At 72.9% G+C, this 14,542-nt stretch carries 14 protein-coding genes; 3 read left to right on the forward strand and 11 right to left on the reverse strand.

Annotated features, from left to right (window positions below; all coding sequences use genetic code 11):
• Positions 1-8: 8 nt before the first annotated feature.
• The 3 genes from CLV56_RS08880 to CLV56_RS20990 form a co-directional block, all read right to left on the reverse strand.
• Positions 9-1,184 carry an acyl-CoA dehydrogenase family protein gene (locus tag CLV56_RS08880; RefSeq protein WP_039358466.1) on the reverse strand — a complete coding sequence of 392 codons (1,176 nt, stop codon included), beginning with the start codon at positions 1,182-1,184 and terminating at the stop codon, positions 9-11.
• Positions 1,185-1,473: 289 nt separating this feature from the next.
• Positions 1,474-2,334: a DUF5926 family protein gene (locus CLV56_RS08885; protein ID WP_039358535.1), complete on the reverse strand. Its 861-nt coding sequence runs from the start codon at positions 2,332-2,334 to the stop codon at positions 1,474-1,476.
• Positions 2,335-2,417: 83 nt separating this feature from the next.
• On the reverse strand, positions 2,418-3,659 hold the full coding sequence (locus tag CLV56_RS20990; protein ID WP_039358468.1) for a hypothetical protein: 1,242 nt from the start codon (positions 3,657-3,659) through the stop codon (positions 2,418-2,420).
• A 108-nt stretch (positions 3,660-3,767) separates the two neighbouring features.
• Here CLV56_RS20990 and CLV56_RS08895 point away from each other — a divergent pair, with 108 nt between their 5' ends.
• A complete protein-coding gene (locus CLV56_RS08895; protein ID WP_039358472.1) occupies positions 3,768-4,094 on the forward strand; it encodes a rhodanese-like domain-containing protein in 327 nt (108 codons plus the stop codon).
• Positions 4,095-4,104: 10 nt separating this feature from the next.
• On the opposite strand, the gene CLV56_RS08900 is transcribed toward CLV56_RS08895, so the two are convergent.
• The 3 genes from CLV56_RS08900 to aat all read right to left on the reverse strand — a co-directional run bounded on the left by CLV56_RS08900 (position 4,105) and on the right by aat (position 6,171).
• Complete coding sequence (locus CLV56_RS08900; protein ID WP_039358475.1) at positions 4,105-4,995, reverse strand: Fpg/Nei family DNA glycosylase; 891 nt, start codon at positions 4,993-4,995, stop codon at positions 4,105-4,107.
• Positions 4,996-5,086: 91 nt separating this feature from the next.
• Positions 5,087-5,359: an HU family DNA-binding protein gene (locus CLV56_RS08905; protein ID WP_211288023.1), complete on the reverse strand. Its 273-nt coding sequence runs from the start codon at positions 5,357-5,359 to the stop codon at positions 5,087-5,089.
• A gap of 140 nt (positions 5,360-5,499) precedes the next feature.
• Positions 5,500-6,171 (reverse strand): leucyl/phenylalanyl-tRNA--protein transferase, encoded by a 672-nt coding sequence (aat, locus tag CLV56_RS08910; RefSeq protein ID WP_039358478.1) that lies wholly within the window; start codon positions 6,169-6,171, stop codon positions 5,500-5,502.
• A gap of 78 nt (positions 6,172-6,249) precedes the next feature.
• On the opposite strand from aat, the gene CLV56_RS08915 reads away from it, so the two are divergent.
• Together CLV56_RS08915 and CLV56_RS08920 are read left to right on the forward strand one after the other, a co-directional pair.
• The gene (locus CLV56_RS08915; RefSeq protein ID WP_039358481.1) at positions 6,250-6,951 is read left to right on the forward strand and encodes an EcsC family protein; all 702 of its coding nucleotides are present in this window, start codon (positions 6,250-6,252) and stop codon (positions 6,949-6,951) included.
• Positions 6,952-7,098: 147 nt separating this feature from the next.
• Positions 7,099-7,647, forward strand: a complete 549-nt coding sequence (locus tag CLV56_RS08920) for a hypothetical protein (RefSeq protein WP_039358485.1) — start codon at positions 7,099-7,101, stop codon at positions 7,645-7,647.
• A gap of 76 nt (positions 7,648-7,723) precedes the next feature.
• On the opposite strand, the gene CLV56_RS08925 is transcribed toward CLV56_RS08920, so the two are convergent.
• The 5 genes from CLV56_RS08925 to CLV56_RS08945 all read right to left on the reverse strand — a co-directional run bounded on the left by CLV56_RS08925 (position 7,724) and on the right by CLV56_RS08945 (position 14,418).
• Positions 7,724-8,662, reverse strand: a complete 939-nt coding sequence (locus tag CLV56_RS08925; RefSeq protein ID WP_100414712.1) for a hydroxymethylglutaryl-CoA lyase — start codon at positions 8,660-8,662, stop codon at positions 7,724-7,726.
• Positions 8,662-10,668 (reverse strand): ATP-binding protein, encoded by a 2,007-nt coding sequence (locus tag CLV56_RS08930; protein ID WP_100415105.1) that lies wholly within the window; start codon positions 10,666-10,668, stop codon positions 8,662-8,664. Before CLV56_RS08930 ends, CLV56_RS08925 begins: the two co-directional genes overlap by 1 nt.
• Positions 10,669-10,673: 5 nt before the next feature.
• Positions 10,674-12,272 carry a carboxyl transferase domain-containing protein gene (locus CLV56_RS08935; protein ID WP_039358488.1) on the reverse strand — a complete coding sequence of 533 codons (1,599 nt, stop codon included), beginning with the start codon at positions 12,270-12,272 and terminating at the stop codon, positions 10,674-10,676.
• Positions 12,273-12,351: 79 nt separating this feature from the next.
• Positions 12,352-13,311 (reverse strand): zinc-binding dehydrogenase, encoded by a 960-nt coding sequence (locus CLV56_RS08940; RefSeq protein WP_039358491.1) that lies wholly within the window; start codon positions 13,309-13,311, stop codon positions 12,352-12,354.
• 129 nt (positions 13,312-13,440) lie between these two features.
• Positions 13,441-14,418 (reverse strand): helix-turn-helix domain-containing protein, encoded by a 978-nt coding sequence (locus CLV56_RS08945; protein ID WP_039358493.1) that lies wholly within the window; start codon positions 14,416-14,418, stop codon positions 13,441-13,443.
• Positions 14,419-14,542 lie beyond the last annotated feature (124 nt).

Consider the following 14,542-nt stretch of genomic DNA (forward strand, 5'->3'; position numbering starts at 1 on the left):
TCAGCCCCTCACAGTCCCAGGATCGTCGAGGCGATGATGCTGCGCTGGATCTCGTTGGACCCGCCGTAGATCGACGCCTTGCGGAGGTTCAGGTAGGTCGGCACGGAGTGCTGCGCCCAGTCGGGGACGTCCCCGGCTCCGTCGGCCCCGGAGGCGATCGCGTCGCCGCCGGCGATGTCGACCGCGAGCTCGCTGACGTCCTGCTGGAGCTGGGTGCCGCGGAGCTTGAGGATCGAGCTGACCGGGTCGGGCTTGCCGTCCTTCGAGTTGCCGGCGACACGCAGCGCGGTCAGCTCGAGCGCCACGAGCTCGTTCTCGAGGGCGGCGATCCGGCCGCCGAGCACGGGGTCGTCGATCGGGCGCGAACCGTCGGCCAGCGGCGCCGAGGCGTGCTCCTTGGCGAGCGCGAGCCGCAGCTTCGTGGCGCCGACCGGGGCGACGCCGACCCGCTCGTTGCCGAGCAGGAACTTCGCGTAGTCCCAGCCGTGGTTCTCCTCGCCGACGAGCTGGTCGGCGGGGACCCGCACGTCCTCGAAGAAGACCTCGTTGACCTCGTACCCGCCGTCGATCAGCTTGATCGGGCGGACCGTGACGCCGGGAGTGTCCATCTCGAACAGCAGCATCGAGATGCCCTGCTGCTTCTTCGGAGCGTCCGGGTTGGTCCGGACCAGGCAGAAGATCCAGTCGGCGTACTGGCCGAGGGTGGTCCAGGTTTTCTGGCCGTTCACGACCCACTCGTCGCCGTCGCGCACGGCCTTGGTGCGCAGCGACGCCAGGTCGGAGCCGGCGTCGGGCTCGGAGAAGCCCTGGCACCACCAGATGTCGAGGTTCGCGGTGGCGGGCAGGAAGCGCTCCTTCTGCGCCTGCGAGCCGAACGCCGCGATCACGGGGCCGATCATGCTGGCGTTGAAGGCGAGGGGGGCCGGGACGCCGGCTGCCTGCATCTCCTCGTGCCACAGGTGGCGCTGGAGCGGGGTCCAGTCCTTGCCGCCCCACTCGACCGGCCAGTTCGGGACGGCGAGACCGGCAGCGTTGAGGATCTGCTGCGCCTCGACGATCTGGTCCTTCGTGAGGTGATCACCGTTGCGAACGGTGGACCGGATCGACTCCGGCACCTTGGTCGTGAAGAACTCCCGCAGCTCGCTCTGGAGCCGGGCGTCCTCCGATGTCAGCGCGAGCCTCATCGTGCGCTCTCCTGTGGACGGACGGATGTGACGCCATCCACCCTAGGTAAGCGACCGCTTATCTGTCGAACCGGGGTCGTCCGGCGGGTCCGGGAGCGCTCGCGGCCGCACGCGGCGGCGCAGGGTCGGGCAGCGTCACCGGGGCATTGGGAAACCCCGGCCGCTACCGACGGGGGATACAGCAGCGACCGGGGCCTGAGAGGAGGCTACTTGAATCTGAACAGTCGCTCAAGAAGGCCCTGAAGTGACCTGGGTCACCCCTGGGAGGCGGCCTCCCGGGCCGTTCCGCTCAGCGAACCGTGACCTGCCGCGAGGCGAGGCCGTTGCGGGCCTGACGCTGCTCCGACGTCAGCGGAGAAGCGTCGGCGAGCGCCTCGTCCAGGCGTTCCCGGAGACGGACCGCAGGCTCGGCGATCGACTCCGCGCCACCACGATCCTCCAGCTCCCAGACCGGCACGAGCAAGCCGTGCGCCCTGAACGAGCCGATGAGCCGGGTCGACGGCGCCAGGCGGTCGGCATCGACCACGTGGAGTCGGGCGAGCGCCGACAGCAGGGCGTCCTCGTCGTGCGGCATCACCCACCGCAGGTACTCGCGATCACCCAGGCTCGCCCAGTACGCGCCGTCGACGCCCTCGAGCCGCTCGGTCGGCGCGACCATCTCGTTCGCCTGCTCGATCGCCGCCGCGACCGCCCCGCCGGCGTCCTCGGCACCCTCGGTCCAGTAGTCGAAACCGTCGTGGACGGTCACGTCGAACGCGCTGTCCGGGTCCACGAGCTCCTGCAGCAGAGGCCCGGCCCCGGGGTCGGTCACCGCGATCTCGGTCCCGGGCTCGGTCGCCAGCCCGACCTCGACGGCCCGAGCCAGGTCGCGGCTCGGGTCACCGAAGTTGTGGTTGACCTGGAGGCCGATCCACATCTCGCCGTCCTGGCGCACGAGACCCGCGGCGGCCGACGGCAGCAGCGTGCAGACCTTGACGTCGGTCTCCGACGCGACGGACTCGCGCAGCCGGACCGAGGCCGTCGCAGCCGGGACGAACTCGCGCAGGGCGACCCAGTCCACCTCACCAGGCATCCCGTCGAAGGTACGGGGCCGGAACGGGACCCGCTCGGTCTTCTGCGGCTTGACGCGTCGGCGCGATCGCTTGCCCATCGTGGGAGTCTCCTCGTCGAGATCGTGGTGGTGGTCGCCGGCACGATGCCGGAGCCGCAGGCAGCGCGGGTGCGCCGTGGGCGCTAGTCGTCCGACGACCGCCAGGGCGAGTCCGGCTCGCGACGCGACGGCTGCCACCAGCCGGACTGGTCCTCGTCGCCGGCCTGCTCGTCCTGGGCCGGCGGGACGGCCGGCTGCTCCTGGGTCGCCTCGGCCGGGTCGGGTGCAGGCGCAGGCGCAGGCGGCGCCTCGTACGACTCGGTGCCCGTCGGCTGGTCCGGGGCGGGCTCCGGCTCGCCCCAGGCCGCATGCTCGCCGTGCGCGGGTGCGGGATCGCCCCAGGCGGCGGGCTGCTCCTGCGGAGCCGGGGCCGGCGGCGTCGAGGGCTGCTCCTGCGGGTACGCCTGCCCGTAGGGCTGGTCGTACGGCCCCCGGCCGTGCTGACCGTAGGACTGCTGGGGCGGCTGGGCGTACGGATCGCCGTAGGGCTGCTGACCGTACTGCTGCTGACCGTAGGGCTGCTGGCCGTACGGGTCCCCGTAGGACTGCTGACCGTACTGCTGCTGACCGTACGGGTCGCCGTACGGCTGCTGGGCGTACGGCTGCTGACCGTACGGCTGCTGACCGGACGACTGCTGGGCGTAGGGCTGCTGGGGGGGCTGGCCGTACGGCGCACCCGGCGACGGGGCCGGTGCGCGGTCCGCGACCGGCCGGGGTCGCATCGTCAGGGAGATCACGCCGAAGAGCAGGCCGAGCGCGATCGTCAGCATGCCGAGCCCGACAGCGACGTAGCCGTCCGCAGCGGTCCCGACCTCGTCGACGGAGTCGACGCCCGACGACATCATCGCGCCGATCACGGTCACGACGAGACCGGCCGCGACGATCACCCAGCCGATCCAGCCGACCACGGTGCGGCCGTGCCCCTTCGCCATGGCCAGCACCCAGGCGGCGACCGCGAGCAGCATCGCCAGCACGACGAGCACGACGAGGATGACGTTCACGGCGTCGCTCGTCTCGGCGGCACTCTGCGCCACCGAGCCCGGATCGTCCGCGAGGTCGGCGAAGATCCCTCGCCGCGCCGACAGCGCGAAGAATCCGTACACGACCGCCATCAGCAGAGCAGGGACCAGCGCGATCGCGCCGACGACACCCCAGCGGGAGGTCTGCGCGCGATCGTCGGTCCGCGGCTCGGGCGGGACCGGAGGCATCGACCAGGCCTGCGTCGGCTCGGGCCGGGACGGGTCGGCGTTCCAGCTCGCCGGGGCTCCGCCGGGGTGCGGAACGCCGGGGTCCGACCCGTACGGGCCTGGATGGCCTTGCGCCATGGGTCCTCCTCGCTCGGCCGACGGCGGCAGCCTCAGCGTAACGAACCTGCACGTCGGCGGCGTGTCACCCGTCCGCCGGGCCCTCGACGCGGCTGGCACGATGGAGGCATGTACGAGGTGTCCGTTCCCACTGTGACCGTCGACGGCGTTCCCGACCCGCTGCCCGCCGATCTCGTCGTGCTCGACGTCCGCGAACCCGACGAGTGGTCGACCGGCCACATCGCCGGTGCCGTCCACATCCCCCTCGGGACCCTTCCGGGCCGCGTCGCCGAGGTCTCCGGCAACGCCCAGGTTCTCGTGTACTGCCACCTGGGCGGCCGGTCCGCCCAGGCCACCGCCTACCTCCAGCGCAACGGCGTGGACGCGGTCAACCTCGCCGGCGGCGTCGACGCCTGGACGGCCGCGGGCCGCGACCTGGTCCGGCCCCAGGCCTGACCCGCCGGTCTCAGCGCAGCAGCTTCGACATCCTGCGGTCGGCGAGGGGTTTCCCGCCGGTCTGGCAGGTCGGGCAGTACTGCAGCGACGAGTCCGCGAACGACACCTCGCGGATCGTGTCACCGCAGACGTCGCACGTCTCGCCCGTGCGGCCGTGCACCCGCAGACCCGACTTCTTCTCCGCCTTGAGCTCCGAGGCCGCCAGCCCCGCGGAGCGCGCGAGCGCGTCGCGCAGCGTCGAGCCGATCGCGTCGTAGAGGACGGCGAGCATCTCGGGGGACGCCAGCACGCTGCTCGCGGGCGTGAACGGAGACATCGTCGCGGCGTGCAGGATCTCGTCGGAGTAGGCGTTGCCGATCCCGGCGACCTGGGACTGGTCGCGCAGCACGCCCTTGATCTGGCTCCGTCCGGCCGCGGCGAGGATCTGCTCGAGCACCTCCGGCGTGAAGTCGTCGGCGAGCGGGTCGGGACCCAGCCGCGCGATCCCGGGCACCTCCTGCGGATCGCGGACCACCGAGACGGCCAGACCCTTCTTCGTCCCGGCCTCGGTGAGGTCGAACCCCGCGCCGTCGTCCAGCACGACCCGGAGCGCGAGCGGGTTCTTCGCGCCGCCCATCCGCGGCGGTGCCGTGGGTTGGCTGTCCTTCCAGCGCAGCCAGCCGGCCCGGGCGAGGTGGATCACCAGGTGCAGTCCGCCGGCCTCGATGTCGATGAACTTCCCGTGCCTGCTCACGTCGTCGACCACGAGCCCGGCGAGCGACTGCGGCGGCGGGTCGTACGTCTTGAGCACGCTCACGTTGACCGGGAGGACGGAGACGATCGCACGCGGTTCGGCACCGTCGACCCCCAGCCGGGTCCGCAGGTCGGCGACCAGGGAGGCCACCTCGGGAAGCTCGGGCACCTCACCAGTGTGCCGCAGAACCCCGGTCCACGGAACGGAGAAGGACCCCGTCGCCGCAGCGATCGGGGTCCTTCTCGAGGCTCGTCGGCCGTTACTTGACGGCGTTCTTGAGCTTGCTGCCCGCGGTGACCTTCACGCCGAATCCGGCGGGGATCTCCAGGGTCTCGCCGGTCGCGGGGTTGCGCCCGGTGCGCGCCGCACGCTCGACCCGCTCGACGGTCAGGAGGCCAGGGATCTGGACCTTCTCGCCCTTGCCGGCGGCGTCGATCAGGGTGTCTCCGAGGGCGCTGAGGACCGAGTCGGCGTCGGCCTTGGTGGTGCCCGCGCGCTCGGCGATCGCGGCTACGAGTTCAGTTCGGTTCACGGGAATCCTCCGACTCCGATGGTGGTCAGTTCTGTCTGGCGCACCACCAGCATAGGAAGCCAGGGGCGGAATCCCCCGTATTTCCGGCCTCCACGCCGGTGTGGCGCCTCGCTGAGACAGTAGAACACCTTCGGCTGAAGTCAACGCCACGGGGCCGGGAGCGGTGTGTCGAGCACCTGTGGGAGGACCGCCAGGTACGCGTCGCGCGACCACGCCTGGACCCCCAACGAAGCCAGGTGGTCGGTCCGCCACTGGGTGTCGATCAGACGCGGCCCGGCGCCGTCGGCGGCGATCAGCTCGACCAGTCCGACCAGAGCCGCCTTGGACGCGTCGGTGACCCGGTGAAACATGCTCTCACCTGCGAAGAGACCGCCGATCGCCACGCCGTACAACCCGCCTGCCAGAGCGCCGTCAGCCGTGCGGGCCTCGATCGAGTGGGCCCACCCGAGCTCGTGCAGCCGGCCGTACGCGGAGGCGATCGCGTCGTCGATCCAGCCCCCCTCGCGACGGGGGTCCGCGCAGGCCTCGACCACCTCCGCGAAGGCGGTGTCGACGGTGATCGTGAAACGGCGCGCCGACTTCCGCAGCGAGCGCGACACGCGGAGGTCGTCAGGACGCAGGACCCCGCGCTCCAGCGGCGACCACCACCCCATCGGCCCCCCTGGCTCGGTCGGCATCGGGAACAGCGCGGAACGATAGGCGTGGACCAGCGTGGTCGGCTCGAGGTCCGCCCCGATCCCCACGAAGTCGTCGTCCGGCCACTCGTCGGGAGAGAAGTCCCAGCGCGTCGGTCCGAGCGGCACGGGTGTCACGACTGCGACTCTAGCCAGCGGCGACCGGCGTGGCGCTGCGGCTGCCGCCTAGGATGGCGGTGGACGCAGGAGGTGGCCGTGGGGATCGCGAAGTCGGCGGCGAAGTTCGTCGCGCCACGGGTGGCGATGGCCGCGGGCCCGAAAGCCACGTCCGGCTACATCCGCGTGCTGCTCGACCGCGCGATCGACGGAGTCGGCCCGTGGCGGGCCGTCTGGCAGACGGCCGACGAGCGCCTGGCGCTGGCCGGTGGCGACGTCGAGGCGGCCATCGACGTGATGGTCGCGAACCACGTCCGCTACGCCGGCGCCCAGGGGTTCGTGACGAACCTCGGCGGCGCGTACGCGATGGCGGTGACCATCCCCGCGAACGTCGCCGGCCTCGCGCTGCTGCAGTGCCACCTGGCGGCCGGGATCGCGTACCTGCGGGGCTACGACCTGTCCGACCCCCGCGTCCGCAACGCGGTCATGGCGACGCTGCTCGGGCGCGACCAGGTGGAGAAGATGGTCCGCTCGGGCGCGCTGCCGTCGACCCCGATGGGGCTCGCGACCTCCCCGGTGCACGACCCGGCGCTCGACGAGAAGGTCGCCCGGGAGGTCACGCAGGCGCTGTTCGGGCGGGTCTCCGGCAAGCAGGGCGCGTCGATGCTGGTCCGGCGGATCCCGCTGCTGGGCGGCGGGGTGGGCCTGGTCGCGGACGCGGTCGGCACCGGCCGGCTCGCATCGTACGTCCGCGAGGAGCTCCGCGACCGGCGGCTCGGCCAGGACCCGCACGGACGCTGAGCGCCACGCGTGGATCGATCCGTGCCAACAACACACAGGTGACCCTGCGGGCGTGCTCCAATACCGGTGGGTTCCAGGGCCGACGGTCCGTCGGAGCCGCACGGTGACCCCGACACCGCGCACCACGAAGTCGAAGGAGTCACCATCATGAACACACGTACGATCCGGGTCGCGGCAACGCTGTCCGGTGCGGTCCTCGCCGGGGCGCTTCTCCCCGCGGCCGCGCACGCCGAGACGGACGTCGTCCGCGATCCGCGGGGCGACGCTCCGCGCGCGGTGGACATCACCAAGCTGCGCGTCGCGCACGGCACCTACCGCGTGAAGGGCACGCTCACGATCCCGCACCTGAAGAAGCGCAAGGCCGCGGCCACCGAGCTGATCCTGAAGCCACGCAAGTCCGGCGGCTGGACCTACCACGTCGGGGTGTGGCGGGGCCGCCAGGGCAAGGTCCGCTCGCTCTACCTCGGGTGGATGCACCGCGACGACCCGGCGTCCTGGCAGACCCTGCCGTGCAACGGGATCAGGACGTCGGCGACGAAGAAGAAGCTGAAGATCAGCGTCCCGAACCGCTGCCTGACCGAGTCGCCGTCCGGACGCAGGCTCAAGGGGAAGGCGGGGATCCTGGCGCGGATCGGACCGGGCCACGACTCGTTCGACGAGATGACCCGCTACACGCCGTGGCTGCGCCAGGGCTGACTCGCGAGCACACCACGACTGACTCGCGAGCACACCACGACTGACTCGCGAGCACGCCACGACTGACTCGCGAGCGTCAGGAGGTGAGGGCTCGGACGACCGCGGAAGGCGACGGTCGTCCGAGCTCTCCGGCCATCCAGGCGCTGGTCGCCGCCAGCGCCTCCAGGTCGACGCCGTGGGAGATCCCGAGGCCGTCGAGCATCCACACGAGGTCCTCGGTGGCGAGGTTCCCGGTGGCGGAGCGGGCGTACGGGCACCCGCCGAGGCCGCCGGCCGACGCGTCGAAGGTCGTGATGCCGCGACGCAGGGCCGCGTACGCGTTGGCGAGCGCCTGCCCGTAGGTGTCGTGGAAGTGCATTGCGAGGCGGTCCGTGCCGATCCCGGCCTCCCCGAACGCGTCGATCAGCACGCGGGTGTGCTGCGCGGTGCCGACCCCGATGGTGTCGCCGAGGGACAGCTCGTACGCACCCATCGCGAGCAGCCGGGCGCCCGCCTCGACGACACGCTGCGGCGCGACGGCGCCCTCCCAGGGGTCGCCGAAGCACATCGACAGGTACGCCCGGACCTGGACGCCGGCCTCGCGCGCCCGGGTGACCACCGGCTCGAACATCGCGAACTGGGCGTCGTACGTGCTGTTCAGGTTCCTCGCGGCGAACGTCTCGGTGGCGCTCGCGAACACGGCGACGTGGGTGACCCCGGCCTCGAGCGCACGGTCGAGACCGCGCTCGTTCGGGACGAGCACGGGGTAGGGCCGCGCGCCGCCGAGGTCGAGCCGCGCGACCAGGTCGGCTGCGTCGGCGAGCTGGGGGACCCACCGCGGGTGCACGAAGCTGGTCGCCTCCACGATCGGCAGACCGGCGGCTCCCAGCCGCTCGACGAACCCGACCTTCGTCTCCAGCGGGACGGTCGCGGACTCGTTCTGCAGCCCGTCGCGCGGACCGACCTCGTAGATCGTGACGGACTCGGGCAGGTCCGGGTCACGGTAGGTCGTCGGCAGTCCGTTCGTCTCGATCATCACGCCTCCTGCGCACCCTCGGCCGGCTCGACCGTCACGAGCAGGTCACCCAGCGCGACCGACGCCCCGGCCACGGCACGGACGTCGGTCACGACCCCGTCGTACGGAGCCTTCAGGGCCAGCTCCATCTTCATCGCCTCGACGACCGCGAGCACCTGACCGGCCGCGACCGGGTCACCGACCCCGACGTCGACGGCGAGGACCGTGCCCGGCATGGGCGCCACCACGTCGGCGTCCCCGGCCTGCTCGGCGCCCGGGTCACGCGCCGGGTCGGGGTGCCGGAAGTGCCAGGTCTGGCCGTCGACGACCACGTCCACGCCGTCGGAGCGGACCTCGCTCACGACCCGCTGCGGCCCGGCGGGCCCGACCGTCACCTCGTGGTGCTCACCGTCGGGGCCGACCAGCTCGACCCGCAGGCCGGCGGCCGGTCCGCTGGAACGCCACCCGTCGGCGGTGCCGAAGGGATCGTCGCCCGGCGCCGCGTACCGGTCGGCCCATGCGCGGCCTGCAGCCTCGACCGCCGCGCCGGGGACGTCGGGCCGTCGGAGCAGCGGCTCTGCCTGCTCGGAGTCGAGCCAGGCCGTGTGCACGGCGCCACCGGCGAACTCGGGCGAGTCGACCAGGCGGCGCAGGAACCCGACGTTGGTCGTGATCCCGAGGACCGCCGTGGCCCCGAGCGCGTCGCGCAGCGCCAGGCGTGCGGCCTCGCGATCGGCGCCGTACGCGATCACCTTGCCGAGCATCGGGTCGTACGCCGTGGTGACGACGCTGCCGGACTCCAGCGCGGCGTCCACCCGCACCCGCTCCGGCCACACCACCGAGGTCGCGCGACCGGCCTGCGGGAGGAACCCCGCGTACGGATCCTCGGCGTAGACGCGGGCCTCGATCGCGTGACCCGAGGTGACGACGTCGGACTGCGCCAGGCCGAGCGTGCGGCCCTGGGCCACCCGCAGCTGGAGCGCGACCAGGTCGAGCCCCGTGACGGCCTCGGTGACGGGGTGCTCGACCTGGAGCCGCGTGTTCATCTCGAGGAACGCGATCTGCTCCTCGCCGCTCGGAGAGTCGAACACGAGGAACTCGACCGTGCCCGCGTTGACGTAGCCGACCTCGTGGCACAGCGCGACCGCCGCGTCGGTGAGCCGCCGGCGGGTCCGGTCGGCGATCGTCGGCGCCGGTGCCTCCTCGAGGACCTTCTGGTGGCGCCGCTGCGCGGAGCAGTCCCGCTCGCCCAGGTGCACGACCGTGCCGTGCTCGTCACCGATCACCTGCACCTCCACGTGGCGGCCACGCTCGACGTACTGCTCGACGAGCAGCGTCGGGTCGCCGAACGCCGCGACCGCCTCACGACCGGCGGCGGCGATCGCGTCCGGGAGGTCACCGGCAGCGCGGACGACCCGCATGCCCTTGCCGCCACCACCCGCGGCCGCCTTGACCAGCACAGGGAAGCGCACGTCGCCCACGACGGTGTCGCCGTCGAGCTCCCACCGGTCGGTGACCGCGACACCCGCCCGCTCCGCGAGATCGCGAGCGCGGTCCTTGCGGCCCATCACCTCGATCACCTCGGCGCTCGGCCCGACCCACACCAGGCCGGCTTCGGCGACCGCCGCCGCGAACCCGGCGTTCTCCGACAGGAACCCGTACCCGGGGTGCACGGCGCCGGCACCGCTGCGACGCGCGGCGTCGAGCAGGTCGTCGATCGCGAGGTACGAGCCGATCGGCTCGGCGGCGTCGGCGAGCCGGACGTGCGGCGCCGACGCGTCGTTCTCGGCGTAGACGGCGACGGTCCGCAGACCCTCGGCGCGGGCGGCGCGGACGATCCGCAGCGCGATCTCGCCGCGGTTCGCGACGAGGAGGGTGGAGAAGCGGGGGGCGGCGGGGTCTCGATCGCTCGCTCCGCTCGCGCCTCGACCAGCGGGCGCACCACCGCTGGTCGAGGCGGGGCCGAGGGACGAGGCCCCGATCGAGACCCCCCCAGCGGGAGGGGACGCGGGAGTCGGTGTCGTCATCGTGCTCACATCCGGAAGATGCCGTAGGACGGCTCGGGGATCGGGGCGTTCGAGGCGACCTGGAGGGCCATCCCGAGCACGCGGCGGGTGTCGGCGGGGTCGATGATGCCGTCGTCCCAGAGCCGCGCGGTCGAGTAGTACGCGGACCCCTGCTCGGCGTACTGAGCCCGGATCGGGTCCTTGAACGCCTCCTCGTCCTGCGCGCTCCACTCGCCGCCACGCGACTCGATGCCGTCGCGCCGCACGGTCGCCAGCACGGACGCGGCCTGCTCGCCACCCATCACCGAGATCTGGGCGTTCGGCCACATCCACAGGAACCGCGGGTCGTACGCACGCCCGCACATGCCGTAGTTGCCGGCGCCGTACGACCCGCCGATCACCACCGTCATCTTCGGGACCACCGACGACGCGACCGCGGTGACGAGCTTGGCGCCGTCCTTCGCGATCCCGCGGTTCTCGTACTCGCGGCCGACCATGAAGCCGGTGATGTTCTGGAGGAACACGAGCGGGACGCCGCGCTGGTTCGCGAGCTCGACGAAGTGCGCCCCCTTGAGCGCGGACTCGGCGAAGAGGATCCCGTTGTTCGCGACGATCGCGACCGGGTAGCCCCAGATCCGGGCGAAGCCGCAGACGAGCGTGTCCCCGTAGAGCGGCTTGAACTCGTGGAACGCCGATGCGTCGACGACCCGGCGGATCACCTCGCGCACGTCGTACGGCGTGCGCGGGTCGGCCGGGACGACGTCGTCGAGCGTCGCGGGGTCCTCGAGCGGATCGGCGACCTCGACCTGGGTCAGGCTCGGCGGGTCGCGCCGCTCGAGCGTGGCGACGATCGAGCGGACGATCGCGAGCGCGTGCGCGTCGTCGTCGGCGAGGTGGTCGACGACCCCGGACGTACGGGCGTGCACGTCGCCGCCACCCAGCTCCTCGGCGGTGACCACCTCGCCGGTCGCGGCCTTCACCAGGGGCGGGCCGCCGAGGAAGATCGTGCCCTGGTCGCGCACGATCACCGTCTCGTCGCTCATGGCGGGGACGTAGGCGCCGCCGGCCGTGCACGATCCCATCACCGCGGCGACCTGCGCGATGCCCTGCGCCGACAGCTGCGCCTGGTGGTAGAAGATCCGGCCGAAGTGCTCACGGTCCGGGAAGACCTCGTCCTGCATCGGGAGGTACGCGCCGCCGGAGTCGACCAGGTAGAGGCACGGCAGGTGGTTGTCGGCGGCGATGGTCTGGGCGCGCAGGTGCTTCTTCACCGTCATCGGGTAGTACGTGCCGCCCTTGACCGTGGCGTCGTTCGCGACGACCACGCACTCGCGACCCGAGACCCGTCCGATCCCGGCGACCACCCCGGCGCTCGGGACGGCGTAGGGGTCCGCGTCCTGGGCGTGCGGGTCGCCGTACATGCCGTACGCCGCGAGCGGGGCGATCTCGAGGAACGGGGAGCCGGGGTCGAGCAGGTGGTCGACCCGGTCGCGCACGAGCATCTTCCCGCGGGACTCGTGCTTCGCGCGGGCGGCGGCCGAGCCCCCGTCGCGGACCCGGTCGAGACGCTCGCGCAGCACCGCGACGGCGTCGCGCAGACCGGTGGGCGGGGCGTTGGTGGACATGCAGCGATGTTAACGATCGTTAACCTCCGACGCCAGCCGGCCGTACCGGCTCGGCGCCTCGGCCGCGCCGCCCGCGCGGTCAGACCAGGAGCAGCGTCTTCGCGATCGCCGTGCGGTCCTCGAGCCCGGCGTGCGCCAGCGCGGCCGCCTCGAGCGGGTAGCGCTGACGGATCAGCGGCGCCCAGCGGCCCGTCCGCAGCCGCTCGATCGCCTCCACCGTGAACCGACGCGTGGTCGCGGGGTCGGTCTGGGCGCCGGTGATCCCACGCACCTCGAGGCGGCGGCGCGCGACGTCGTCGGGCTCCGGGACCACGAACCCGCCGCCCGCGCCGTACCCGACGAAGCGTCCACCGTCGGCCAGCACGGCCAGCGCCTCGCGACCAGGGGCGCCGCCCGCCCCGTCCAGGACGACCGTGGGGGGCCCGCCGAGAGCCGCGACGGCCTTCTCCGACCAGGCCGGGCTCGTGTAGTCGACGGCGGCGGCACCGAGGTCCGCGACGACAGCGAGCTTGGCCGCACCCCGCGCCGCACCCACCACGTCGGCGCCGGTCGCGACCAGGTCCTGGACGAGCAGCGAGCCCGCACCGCCGGCGGCCGCGTTCACGACCACCCGGTCCTCGGGGCCGACCGCGGTGACCTCGACGAGCCGGAGCGCGGTCACGGCATCGCGCGACAGGGCGGCCGCCTGCTCGAGCGTGACGTCGTCCGGCACCGGGACGAGCACCGCGACGTCGACCCGCGCCAGCTCCGCGTACCCGCCCTGCGTGCCCGTCCGGGCGACGACCCGCCGGCCCCGCCACGCGTCGTCCACCCCGGGCCCGACCGACCGGACCCGCCCGGCGACCGCGCCGCCCGCGACGTACGGCAGGCTCATGCCCCACTCCTCGGCCAGGCCGCGTCGCAGCAGGGTGTCGAGGAAGATCACGTCGGCGATCTCCACGTCGACCACCACCTCGCCCGCACCGGCCTCGGGCGCCTCGACCTCGCTGACCTGGAGGACCTCCGGGCCCCCGAACCGTTCGACCTGCACTGCGCGCATCACGCCTCCTCCGACGAGGGTCCGCGGACCGGACCCGGGAGCCCAGCGTGCAACTTCATGTGCGCTTGAGGTCAACACCCGCTGACTCCGGTCGTGCTCCCGCGGCCGGGATCGATCGGTCCGCGGCGCTCAGAGCCACCCTCGCCGAGCCGCGACGACACCGAGCTGGAGTCGGGTCTCGACGTCGGCCGCCTCCATCAGCCGTGCGGTCCGGCGCTGCACCGTGCGGGACGACAGGCCCAGCCGGCTCGCGACCTTCTGGTCGGTCAGCCCGGCGTTCAGGAGACGCAGGATCGCGAGGTCGACACCGTTCAGCCCCGCGACGGACGCGTCACCGTCCCCCGCCCCGCCCAGCAGCGGCGCCGCCGTCTCCCACATCCGGTCGAACAGACCCAGCGTCAGGTCTCGCAAGCCTCCGCCGTGCACGACCAGCGCGCCCTCGGTCGCACCGTCGGCACGGCGCAGCGGGACCAGGGCCGTGTCCCGGTCCACGACGACCAGCCGACAGGGCGCGTGCCGGACCACCCGCACGTCGATCCGCCCGGTCGAGGCCCCCGAGAGCGCGGCCAGAAGTCCCGGCCGCTCCATCGCGCCCCGCTCGGCGACCGCCCGGAACCGGACCCCGCGCTCCAGGGCTCTGCGCTCCTCGACCAGATCGGGGTCCATGCCGGGGTGCGGCGCCGACTGGATGATCGTCATGACCTCGTCGCGCGCCGCACGGATCAGCTGGGTGATCCGGTGGCCGGCCGCCTCGGGTCCCGCCACCACGTCGACCGCGTCGACCGCGCCCCGGCCCTGACGGCCGCGCCGGTAGATCTCGTCGAGACGCTCGATCTCCTGCTGGGCGTCGACCAGGCCTCGCTGCTTCTCGACGACGCGGGCGGAGAGCCCCACGGACGGCGGGGCAGCGACCCAGCGCAACGGGCGACCGTGGGAGGCGTGCCGGATCACGAGCGCGTCCTGCTCCAGCAGCGTGATCGTGGCGACGATCTCCTCGACGGCGAGTCCGGTCACCTCGGCGACGTCGTCGTACGACGCGTTCGGCCGCTCGAGAAGGGCAAGGTAGACCCGGGACTCGTCGGTGGACAGGCCGAGGATCTCCAGCACGTGGCGCCTCCCGATGTGCGCTCGCCCTGCCGGATCATCCCACGCCGGCGGTGTCGGTCGCAGGGAGATCCGGTGATCTGTGAAGGTTCAAGATCACAGGGCGATAACGATTCCCCCGCCGACC

Origin of the sequence: Mumia flava, from assembly GCF_002797495.1 — a bacterium.
Classification (GTDB): Bacteria; Actinomycetota; Actinomycetes; order Propionibacteriales; family Nocardioidaceae; genus Mumia; species Mumia flava.

Bases quoted from the DNA above. Each gene is read 5' to 3' on its own strand.
- CLV56_RS08940 (WP_039358491.1), bottom strand. From the start codon at position 13,311: ATGCGCGCAGTGCAGGTCGAACGGTTCGGGGGCCCGGAGGTCCTCCAG.
- CLV56_RS20990 (WP_039358468.1), bottom strand. From the start codon at position 3,659: ATGGCGCAAGGCCATCCAGGCCCGTACGGGTCGGACCCCGGCGTTCCG.
- CLV56_RS08920 (WP_039358485.1), top strand. From the start codon at position 7,099: ATGAACACACGTACGATCCGGGTCGCGGCAACGCTGTCCGGTGCGGTC.
- CLV56_RS08880 (WP_039358466.1), bottom strand. From the start codon at position 1,184: ATGAGGCTCGCGCTGACATCGGAGGACGCCCGGCTCCAGAGCGAGCTG.
- CLV56_RS08925 (WP_100414712.1), bottom strand. From the start codon at position 8,662: ATGATCGAGACGAACGGACTGCCGACGACCTACCGTGACCCGGACCTG.
- CLV56_RS08935 (WP_039358488.1), bottom strand. From the start codon at position 12,272: ATGTCCACCAACGCCCCGCCCACCGGTCTGCGCGACGCCGTCGCGGTG.
- CLV56_RS08895 (WP_039358472.1), top strand. From the start codon at position 3,768: ATGTACGAGGTGTCCGTTCCCACTGTGACCGTCGACGGCGTTCCCGAC.
- CLV56_RS08885 (WP_039358535.1), bottom strand. From the start codon at position 2,334: ATGGGCAAGCGATCGCGCCGACGCGTCAAGCCGCAGAAGACCGAGCGG.
- CLV56_RS08930 (WP_100415105.1), bottom strand. From the start codon at position 10,668: ATGACGACACCGACTCCCGCGTCCCCTCCCGCTGGGGGGGTCTCGATC.